Annotated in this window: 2 protein-coding genes; both read left to right on the forward strand. The window is 59.3% G+C overall.

Going from position 1 to position 7,437, the window contains the following annotated elements; genetic code table 11:
- The first annotated feature begins 1,151 nt into the window (after positions 1-1,151).
- Entirely contained in the window at positions 1,152-1,595 is a 444-nt protein-coding gene (locus tag JWQ24_RS28625) for a DUF1236 domain-containing protein (protein WP_366521463.1), read from the forward strand.
- A gap of 828 nt (positions 1,596-2,423) precedes the next feature.
- Positions 2,424-7,437: HAMP domain-containing protein (locus JWQ24_RS23690; protein ID WP_299813345.1), on the forward strand; the 5,014-nt coding region annotated here is incomplete at its 3' end.

Below are 7,437 nucleotides of genomic sequence, written 5' to 3' on the forward strand. Positions count from 1 at the left end.
TGTGGCTGGCTGCAGCCTGAAGGGCCCATTCATGCTGCCTTCATTTGGAGGGTGGCAAGAAACGCCTGCATCACAGCTGGGGCGCAATGGCAGGAAATGAACATGGCCCAGGTTGACCCTATCGCACGCGCCATCGACTGGTTGGACGCCTGCAAGGCAAACGACCTGGAAACGGTTTGTTCGCTATACGCGCCAGACGCAACGAGCACGATTCCGTCGGTGCCGGTTTCCGGCCCCGGGATTCTCCTGTCAGGCGCGGAGCAGCATCGTCGGTACTAGATGGACGCCTTTCAAAGCGGCACCACCGAGGTCTTTGAGCTGGTCGAGATCTACCCGGGTCGCGACAGCGCAGTACTCATCTATTATGACAGGTACTATCGGCGTGTCTGCGAATACCTGCAGTTCAACAATGCAGGCCTCGTTTCAACCGCAGCGCGACATCTCATTCCGCGGCGACGGAGGTGTTTCCGATGCCTGCCAGCGCCGCTGCGGGGGACGACGCGAATTCGTCAGTCTCTGAGCTTTTGCGCTGCGAGGCGCGGCAAAATCTAGGGGAAGCGCAGCAGCTTCCGGTAGGACCTGCACGCAACAGCTTGCGCCAGCGCGCCATTGCACTCAGCGAGCTGTCCAAGCGCGACGCCAATTCCGCCTGAAGGTGGATACTCGGATTTACAGGCACGCAAGCGGTGTGAAATTGCCACAAACTCCCGGTCAATATGGTTCCGTTGAACTGGGTAGCGGCTACGAGACCAGGTCTCTCAAGACGCTTCGATGCACGCGTTGCCGATTTTTCCCGAATACCTCTCGCTGAACGGAACTTTACATCTCGATTCCGCTTGTGACGTGTGACCGCTTGCCGGTCTTGAAACCTGGGAGTATGCGCAATGAGACGTTCGTTTTTAGGATCTGCAGCGGCCCTCGCTCTGGTTGCCAGCACGGCGCTGGTGTCGGCTCAAATTTCCGGCGGTACGACGGCTCCGGCCGGCGGAGGCGCGAAGGGAAGTGAGGCTCCGGCTGCGACGCAGCCGCGCGAAGGCGGTTCGGTCAACGTCCAACCGGCCGCAAAGGGATCGGCTGCGGAGAGTACAGCTGCACCGCCGGCAAAGACTGGCGCTGCCAACCCTGACCATGCCGGCACCAAGTCCGGCGACATGAAGGCCGATTCAACGTCGAAGCCGGCGTCCGGCGCCGCGACATCGCCGACTGCTGCTTCCAAGGACGCTCCAGCCGCGTCAAAGGATGCAAAAAACCCCACCGCCGACACCAAGGCAGCGAATCCAACCGCGGACAACAAAGCCGCGGACGGCAAGACCACGGGCAATGCCGCAACATCGGTGGCCGCAGCACCGCCGGCTGAAAAGCGTAGCGAGATCACGACAGCGATCAAGCAGGAGAAGGTTGAGGAAGTGACAAATGTCAACTTCAACATCTCTATCGGAACTGCTGTGCCCGCTTCGGTCCGCTATCATCCGCTTCCTCCACGTATCGTGGAGATTTACCCGGAATGGCGCGGCTACGACTTCATCGTCGTGCGAGGGAAATACATCATTCTGCGTCCGCAGACTCGCGAGATCGTCTACATTATTGAGGGCTAGGCCCAGCCATGGCCGGGGGGTTGACTAACTGAGCTGGAGACCCCACTCGCCTCCCAAAACTAGGTCCTGCTCGCGGTCGTTCCCCGCAGGCAGGACGCTCTTTGTTCTGATGCTTTCAAAGGTGCGCGTAGGTGTTGTCACCGATCGGCAACGTCAGCATCGTGCGTAAGATCCAGCGAGGCGAGCATGCGAGCTCCACACGACGCGTGCACGTCGTGCTTACCTACTTCATCCGAGGGTTGCTCAAGTGTCAGGGCCGCGTGCTGGTATGACTGTTCCGCCAGATGCGCAAAGATGCATCCCTGCTGTTAGCAACGCCGTCAGGAAGTCGGTCCTAACGACAAGGTATCGGCACCTCGCCGGCGAGCATCGGGTACAAAAATCTCTGGAAGGCCAAGCTTTTGAACGCCGTTTCAATTTGCTCTACCGTTACTTCGAGCGGGGCTGAGCCGGTACGTTCACGCGCTCACTTTGTTCGGGGCACACCCGATAAGCTGCAGGGGCTGATGTTCCACCAAATTTAAGAATGATAGGCAATCTCGATGGCGCGCTGCAGAATTCCCAAGCGGTGGCATTACAATTTTCGGCCGGGACTTCGAATAGCGGAAATCTGCGTTGCATGCAGAAATACCCAATGTAAATTTAGCATGATACAATCTAATTTTGAGTGTTTGCTACCTCGACTGAGGAACGAACTTTGAAACCCAATGTCTCCCACATGACGCTACGGGATGCCCGGGGAAAGACTGGAAATCTTTGTGGCAGAGAAGCAGTCGTGCGCTATCGTCTTGCAGCCACGGCGGTTCTCAGTATTTTTCTAGGTGCTTCATGAGCGAAACGACGACCTCTCGCGCCCGCAAGAAGACCGGCCCTGCTGTTAAAATCAACCGAATGACGAATGGTCTCGGCGATGATCCGGCCGCAGCGCGGTCGCGTCAGCTCCTGATGGCGATGGTGGCTTTTCGAGACGGAGACTTTTCAGTTAGGCTGCCTGCTGATTGGTCGGGCGTGGAAGGACGAATCGCCGAAGCATTCAACCAAAGCGTCGCTCATGAAGAGCGGATCTCCCAGGAGGTTGCGCGGTTGAGCGTCACCGTCGGTAAAGAGGGGCGGCTGAAGCAGCGCATGACGCTTCCGGGAGCCGTTGGGCAGTGGGCCAAAAAAGTTGATTCAATCAATACCCTGCTGGACGATCTCGTCCGGCCGACGACCGAGGTGGCGCGGACGATCGGCGCGGTTGCAAAGGGCGATCTTGGGCAATCCATGGATTTGGAAGTCGATGGGCGCCCCCTGAGAGGCGAGTTCCTGCGTTCCGCCAAACTCGTCAATACCATGATCGAGCAATTATCCGTCTTCACTTCGGAAGTTACGCGTGTGGCCCGTGAAGTCGGCACCGAGGGCAAGCTGGGGGGACAAGCCAAGGTGAGAGGCGTCTCCGGCGTGTGGAAGGAGCTTACCGAATCGGTCAATCAAATGGCCGGCAATTTGACTGCGCAAGTCCGTAACATTGCGGACGTCACCATCGCTGTGGCGAACGGTGATCTTTCTAAGAAAATCACGGTAGACGTGCGTGGCGAGATCTTGCAACTCAAAGAAGCCATTAACACAATGGTCGATCAATTGCGGTCGTTCGCCTCGGAAGTAACGCGCATGGCTCGCGAGGTGGGCACGGACGGGAGCCTGGGCGGCCAGGCCGTCGTGCCCGGCGTTGCAGGTACCTGGAAGGATTTGACGGACTCCGTCAATGCGATGGCGACCAACCTCACGGAACAGGTGCGCAACATTGCAACGGTAACCACCGCCGTCGCACGCGGCGACCTTTCTCGGAAGATTACCGTGGATGCCAAGGGGGAAATCCTCGAACTGAAGGAAACCATCAATACGATGGTGGACCAACTTAACGGCTTTTCGTCGGAAGTAACGCGCGTTGCCCGCGAGGTCGGCACCGAGGGTAAGCTTGGCGGGCAGGCGCAGGTACCGGGCATCGCGGGCACCTGGAAGGATCTGACCGACTCTGTCAATTCGATGGCGTCGAACCTGACCGGTCAGGTGCGCAACATCGCGGATGTGACGACCGCGGTCGCCAGGGGCGACCTTTCCCGTAAGATCACCGTCGATGTGAAGGGCGAAATTCTTGCTCTAAAGAACACCATCAACACGATGGTAGATCAGCTCAACGGCTTTGCGGCCGAGGTGACGCGCGTCGCGCGCGAGGTCGGCACCGAAGGCAAGTTAGGCGGCCAGGCCGCAGTGCCGGGGGTCGCCGGCACGTGGAAGGATCTGACGGACAACGTCAACTTCATGGCGTCGAACCTGACGGGGCAGGTCCGCAACATCGCCGAAGTCACGACCGCTGTGGCTCGCGGCGACCTTTCGAAGAAAATCACCGCGGATGTCCGCGGGGAAATTTTGGAAGTGAAGAACACCATCAACACCATGGTCGATCAGTTAAATGGCTTCGCCTCCGAAGTGACACGCGTGGCGCGCGAAGTCGGCACCGAGGGCAAGCTTGGAGGACAAGCTCAGGTGCCCGGTGTGGCCGGCACCTGGAAGGACTTGACCGACAATGTGAACTCGATGGCTTCCAACCTCACCGGCCAGGTTCGCAATATCGCCGACGTGGCGACGGCGGTGGCGAACGGAGACCTTTCGCGCAAAATCACCGTTGACGTGAAAGGTGAGATTCTCGAGCTCAAAAACACGCTTAACACGATGGTCGATCAGTTGAACGCCTTCGCTGGCGAGGTCAGTCGTGTCGCGCGCGAGGTCGGCACCGAGGGCAAGCTAGGCGGTCAGGCGGCGGTGGAAGGCGTGGCCGGCACCTGGAAGGATCTGACCGACAACGTGAACTCAATGGCCAATAATCTGACGGGCCAGGTTCGTAACATCGCGGACGTGACGACCGCCGTCGCCAGAGGCGACCTTTCGCGCAAGATCACCGTCGATGTGAAGGGCGAGATTTTGGCCCTCAAGAACACCATGAACACGATGGTGGATCAGCTCAACGGCTTCGCCGCCGAAGTGACGCGGGTGGCGCGCGAGGTCGGCACCGAGGGCAAGCTCGGAGGTCAGGCCGCAGTGCCCGGCGTCGCCGGTACTTGGAAGGATCTGACCGACAACGTCAACTTCATGGCCTCGAACCTGACGGGGCAGGTCCGCAACATCGCCGAAGTCACGACCGCTGTGGCTCGCGGCGACCTGTCAAAGAAGATCACCGCCGACGTCCGTGGTGAGATTTTGGAGGTGAAGAACACCATCAACACGATGGTCGATCAGCTGAATGGTTTCGCTTCGGAAGTGACACGCGTGGCGCGCGAGGTTGGTACTGAAGGCAAGCTCGGAGGCCAGGCGCAAGTGCCAGGCGTTGCCGGCACTTGGAAGGACTTGACCGATAACGTTAACTCGATGGCCAACAACCTGACCGGCCAGGTTCGCAACATTGCCGAAGTCACCATCGCGGTCGCCAACGGAGACCTTTCAAAGAAGATCACCGCCGACGTTCGCGGCGAGATTCTCGAAGTCAAGCAGACCATCAACACCATGGTGGATCAGCTCCGGTCTTTCGCGGCGGAAGTCAGCCGCGTGGCGCGCGAAGTCGGCACCGACGGCAAGCTCGGCGGCCAAGCACAAGTCCCGGGAGTCGCCGGCACCTGGAAGGACCTGACGGACAACGTCAATTCAATGGCCAATAACCTGACAGGGCAGGTCCGGAACATCGCCGACGTAGCAACGGCCATCGCGCGTGGCGACTTGAGCCGCAAGATCACCGTGGACGTCAAGGGCGAAATTTTGCAGCTCAAGGAGACTATGAACACCATGGTCGACCAGCTATCGGCTTTTGCGTCCGAAGTGACCCGCGTGGCGCGCGAAGTCGGCACCGAAGGCAAGCTGGGCGGACAGGCGGCGGTTCCTGGTGTGGCCGGCACCTGGAAGGATCTCACGGACAACGTGAACTACATGGCGTCCAACCTGACCGGCCAAGTCCGCAACATTGCCGAAGTCACCATCGCGGTGGCGAGCGGCGACCTCTCCAAGAAGATCACGGTCGACGTCCGCGGAGAAATCCTGCAGCTCAAGGAAACTATCAACACGATGGTCGAACAGCTTCGATCGTTCGCTTCCGAAGTTACGCGCGTTGCGCGCGAAGTAGGTACGGAAGGACGACTTGGTGGCCAAGCGGCCGTTCCGGGCGTGGCCGGCACGTGGAAGGATCTAACCGACACGGTCAACGACCTCGCGAACAATCTTACGACCCAGGTCCGCAATATCGCTGAAGTCACCACCGCCGTCGCCCGCGGCGATCTCAACCGCAAGATCACCGTCGATGTGAAGGGCGAAATCCTGGAGCTGAAGGATACCATCAATACGATGGTCGATCAGCTAAACTCCTTCGCCGGTGAAGTCACGCGGGTGGCGCGCGAGGTCGGCACCGAAGGCCGGCTCGGCGGCCAGGCGGTCGTTCCAGGCGTAGCCGGCACCTGGAAGGACCTGACCGACAACGTCAACTTTATGGCCTCGAACCTCACCGACCAGGTCCGCGGCATCGTCAAAGTGGTCACCGCCGTCGCCAACGGCAATTTGAGCCAGCGCCTTAGCGTTCAGGCCAAAGGCGAAGTGGCCGCGCTCGGCGAAACCATCAACAATATGACCGACACACTCGCGACCTTTGCGGATCAGGTGACGAACGTGGCGCGAGAGGTCGGGGTCGATGGACGGTTGGGTGGACAAGCCAACGTTCCGGGCGCCGCCGGCACCTGGAAGGATCTGACCAGCAACGTCAATCTTCTTGCAGCCAACCTGACCACGCAGGTGCGTGCCATCGCGGAAGTGGCGACCGCTGTGACCAAAGGGGACCTGACGCGCACGATCCAGGTCGATGCTCGCGGCGAAGTTGCGGAATTGAAGGATAACCTCAACACCATGATCTCGAACCTGCGCGATACCACCGAAAGCAACCGCGAGCAGGATTGGCTGAAAACGAATCTGGCCAAATTCGGCGGCATGCTTCAGGGACAGCGCGAATTGAGCACGGTCGGCCAGATATTGCTCAGTGAACTCAGCCCCTTGGTCCTGGCGTATCAAGGCACCATCTATCACTTGGACAGCGGCTTGCAGGATACGACGCTAAAGCTGCTTTCTAGCTACGCGCATGGTGGCAGGCGGCTGGCCGAGACGATTGGCTTGGGCGAGGGTTTGGCGGGGCAATGCGCTGTCGAAAAAAAGAGGATCTTGCTGAAAGACATCCCTTCGGACTTTCTCACAATTTCGTCCAGTCTCGGCGAAGCAACGCGCGTCAGCATCGTGGTGCTTCCGGTGCTGTTCGAAGGCCAGACCAAGGCCGTCATCGAACTCGCCACCCTGCAGCCATTCACTGAGGTGAACCTCGCCTTTCTCGATCAGCTTACCCTAAGCCTTGGGGCCGTTTTCAACACCATCGAGGCCACCATGCGGACGGAAGGGCTGCTCACGCAATCTCAGCAGCTAACAGTCGAGTTGCAGTCGCGCCAAAGCGAGCTGCAGCAAACGAACGAGGAACTAGGTACGAAGGCGAAGCTGCTTGCCGATCAGAACGCGGAAGTCGAGCGCAAGAACTCCGAAGTCGAGCAGGCCCGTCACGCTCTGGAGGAAAAGGCCATCGAGTTGGCGCTTACGTCCAAATACAAATCCGAGTTCCTCGCCAACATGTCTCACGAGTTGCGGACGCCGCTCAACTCAATCCTCATTCTCAGCCAGCAGCTTGCCGAGAACGTTCCGGGCAACCTTTCTGACCGCCAGGTCGAGTTCTCGAGAAACATCAATTCGTCCGGATCCGACCTGCTTAACCTCATCAACGACATTCTCG

Source organism: Tardiphaga sp., from assembly GCF_028290495.1.
Lineage (GTDB): Bacteria > Pseudomonadota > Alphaproteobacteria > Rhizobiales > Xanthobacteraceae > Tardiphaga.

Excerpts from the sequence above, each read along its gene's own strand:
- JWQ24_RS28625 (WP_366521463.1), top strand. The coding sequence starts at position 1,152 with ATGAAGGCCGATTCAACGTCGAAGCCGGCGTCCGGCGCCGCGACATCG.